General features: G+C 44.0%; 2 protein-coding genes and 1 pseudogene. All 3 read right to left on the bottom strand.

Annotation, left to right across the window (positions count from 1 at the left end; all coding sequences use genetic code 11):
* Window positions 1–94: 94 nt before the first annotated feature.
* A pseudogene (locus OCV69_RS16395) lies at window positions 95–522 on the bottom strand (transposase); the annotation flags it as partial.
* 292 nt (window positions 523–814) lie between these two features.
* On the bottom strand, window positions 815–1,912 hold the full coding sequence (ychF, locus tag OCV69_RS16390; protein ID WP_158360308.1) for a redox-regulated ATPase YchF: 1,098 nt from the start codon (window positions 1,910–1,912) through the stop codon (window positions 815–817).
* A 75-nt stretch (window positions 1,913–1,987) separates the two neighbouring features.
* Complete coding sequence (locus OCV69_RS16385) at window positions 1,988–3,184, bottom strand: tyrosine-type recombinase/integrase (RefSeq protein WP_158360307.1); 1,197 nt, start codon at window positions 3,182–3,184, stop codon at window positions 1,988–1,990.
* Window positions 3,185–3,497: the final 313 nt, after the last annotated feature.

Raw genomic sequence — 3,497 nt, 5'->3', positions numbered from 1 at the left:
ATTAAGCGACAGAGATACTACCAATCTCTGGAACAGGCTGCATAGGCAGTGATATCTTTGAGATAAATGTGTCAACCAATATTGACAATATCACATCAATAAAAAGTTCTTTGAGTGTGAGCAGGCATTCTTTTTTCAAACGGCGCAGGAACTGGTAATTCAGTTCATCCAGGATCTCACCGGTCAGCTTTTTCCCCTTAAAATCATAAAAAGCATCCCGCCTGGGTCTCTGTCCTTTGGTCAGCCAGATGAATGCCAGGTCCCGTTCACACAGTTCCACGATCCGGTCAACGGCCCGGATGCCACGCATGTTTGCGTAGGTAATAACAGCATGATTGGATTGTACCCGGTTCTTCCCTGGTCTGAACAACAGGCCAGCAGGCCTGAAAAATCCAATTCCTCCATTACTTTTTTCAGGGTATAGACAGGATCGTCGTCGGGTAAATGCAATTCGAAGAAGCTGAAGTTAATTTTCTGTTGCCCAAAATCAAAAAAGTCGTTATAATAATCTTGTTTAAGCATAGTTCCATTATAACATGGAACGGGGAAAAGATGGTTGTCGTTAGCCATCTTTTTCTCTTTTTTATGAAAAAATTTCAGGGTCGGTTGTGACTCACATAAGTCACAGCCGACCCTGTTTTAGACTATCTATTTCCCGACAGCCCCCTAGTAACAAGGGCTTATAGCCCTAAAGCAAACCACCCGTTGGACAGGTGATTATGATTGTGCAGACCGTCTGCAAAAATTGCAGACTGAAAGTTTATTGACCCCAGGGCCTTTTTAGATACAGGCAGATCTTTAAAACTGTCTATCTTTACACATTAAACCGGAATAATACAACATCTCCGTCTTTTACTACATACTCTTTCCCCTCGATCCGTACCAGTCCCTTTTCCTTGGCGGCAGAGTAGCTTCCGCAGTCCAGAAGATCCTGGTAGTTGACCACCTCGGCCTTAATGAAGCCCCTCTCAAAATCGGAGTGGATCTTTCCTGCGGCCTGGGGAGCCTTGGTGCCTACCTTAATGGTCCAGGCGCGGGTCTCCTTTTCACCGGCAGTCAGATAGCTGATGAGGCCCAAGAGACGGTAGCTGGCGGCGATGAGCTTTTCCAGACCGGATTCCTTTAAACCAAGATCCTCCAGGAATTCCTTCTTTTCGTCATCGTCCAGCTCGGCGATCTCCTGCTCGATCTGGGCGCAGATCACGAATACCTCGCTGTCATTTTCAGCGGCAAATCCGCGGACCTGCTTCACATACTCATTGGAAGCGCCGTCGTCGGCCAGATCGTCCTCGCTTACGTTGGCGGCAAAGATCACCGGTTTCCAGGTCAGGAGGTTTAAGGTGTTGATAAAGTCCCTGGTGTCCTCATCGTCACAGGGGAAGCTTTTTGCCAGTTTTCCGTCCTCCAGATGGGCCTTTAATGATTTTAAAAGCTCCACTTCCTTGGCCAGGGCCTTGTTGTTGGCAGCGCCGCGGCCGTTTTTGGCGATCCGCCGGTCCAGGATCTCGATATCAGAGAAGATCAGCTCCAGGTTGATGGTCTCGATGTCGCGGAGCGGGTCCACGCTGCCGTCCACATGGATCACGTTGGGATCCTCGAAGCAGCGTACCACATGGACGATGGCGTCCACCTCACGGATATTGGACAGGAACTGGTTTCCCAGGCCCTCGCCCTTGGAGGCGCCTTTTACGAGGCCTGCGATATCCACGAATTCGATGACCGCAGGAGTGGTCTTTTCAGAATGATAGAGGTCTGTCAGCAGCTTTAAACGGAAGTCCGGAACCGGGACCACGCCCACGTTGGGGTCGATGGTACAGAACGGATAGTTGGCAGATTCCGCGCCGGCTTTTGTCAGAGAGTTGAACAGTGTGCTCTTTCCTACATTAGGAAGGCCAACGATGCCTAATTTCATTTTTATCTTTACCTGTCTGAAAACCCTTGATTTATCCGGGTTTTCGCCTTTCTCTATATTTTTATTACACCCTTTTTACACCCTTTTTTCAACTGTGGGTGTAGCTGCTTCAAATTGCTGAACAGCTTTTGCAAGGGACTCGTCCGTAACATGGACATACCTGTCCATTGTTGTTTTAATACTTGCGTGTCCTAATAGTTGCTGTAAAACTTTAGGTTGTACGCCGCGTTCAATCGCGCGTGTAGCATAAGTGTGTCGTAAGGCGTGCATACAAAAACGCTTAATACCAGCTTCATCACACAATTTATATAAATGTGTATCGTAGGAACTGTTTTTAGCAGGTTCTCCTGTTCGCCAGTTGATAAATACCAAATCCCGCATGACAAGACATTTCTTTTCTCCCGTTCTGCTGTCTGTGTACTCCAAAATCTGTGAAAGCATTTCAGCCTCTTTCCGGGTATCTTTTTCATCATAACAACTTTTTAGGATTGTATATGCGCGTTCTGTAAGCGGAATAGTACGATAACTTTTTTTCGTTTTAGGCGGACCGGCACGCCAATATCTCCGGCTGTGTCGATACTCTAAACTCTTATTTACAGTTAAAGTACGTTTTTTCCAATCAATAGCGTCCCATGTCAGACCAATCAATTCAGCCGTTCTCAAACCCGTTTCTAATAACAAAGCATACTGTCTATAATTATGAGAACGCTCTGCGGCTTCAAGAAACTTTTCCTGTTCCTCAACGGTTAAGTATTTAATATCATCTACTGCCCGGACTGGTTTCGTATATCGAACACCATTCATAGGGTGCTTTGCAATAATATCATTCATAACTGCTGATTTGAACATAGTTCCCATTGAAATATAGGTCTGCCGGATTGTTGAGCCTGCATATTCTGTTTCCATTCGATTTAAGACAGCTTTACAGTGCATAGGTTTTACATCAGCTATACACATAGTTCCTATCAATGGTTGAATATTTTTTTCGTAACGCTCACGATAATTTCTTATCGTATTTGGTGCAAGGTCACAAATGATATTATCAATCCAATAATTGAACCATTTGTCTACTGTCATATCAGGCGCAGTAACGATTAGATTATGTGTATCTTCATACTTTGCGTCAGCAAGCCATTTTTTTGCTTCGGGCAGCGTTTTGAAATATCCATTTTGACGCGCACCATTTTTAGCATAAAATCTTGCGAAATACAAACCGTCCTTTCTTTGACAAATACCTTTCCCACACTCTTTGCCTTTTAAATTTTTTCCCATGACGGACTCCTTTCACGTTAAAAAAAAGAGTCCAACGCAAATATAAAGTATATCACAAGGACTCCGTTTTTTCAATCTTAACAGACAAATATTTCAGCTATTAAAGGCTATATAATCAATTCTCGGCGAATGTATTCCTCAAATTCTTTACGCTTCACTAACTTTCGTGTTCCAACATATAAAACAAAAGGGCAGTTTGGCTGTTTTAACATGGAGTCAATCTTATTGTGATGTTGTATAAATAAAGTTGACACCTTATTCTCAAAGAATTCATGTATAATAAAGAGAATAAGGAGGAACTTTCAATGTCACG

Origin of the sequence: Alitiscatomonas aceti, from assembly GCF_025567195.1 — a bacterium.
GTDB lineage: Bacteria > Bacillota > Clostridia > Lachnospirales > Lachnospiraceae > Alitiscatomonas > Alitiscatomonas aceti.
The sequence above is the reverse complement of the archived record's forward strand: the minus strand, read 5'-3'. Positions and strand labels throughout refer to the sequence as shown.

Bases quoted from the DNA above. Each gene is read 5' to 3' on its own strand.
- ychF (WP_158360308.1), bottom strand. From the start codon at position 1,912: ATGAAATTAGGCATCGTTGGCCTTCCTAATGTAGGAAAGAGCACACTG.
- OCV69_RS16385 (WP_158360307.1), bottom strand. From the start codon at position 3,184: ATGGGAAAAAATTTAAAAGGCAAAGAGTGTGGGAAAGGTATTTGTCAA.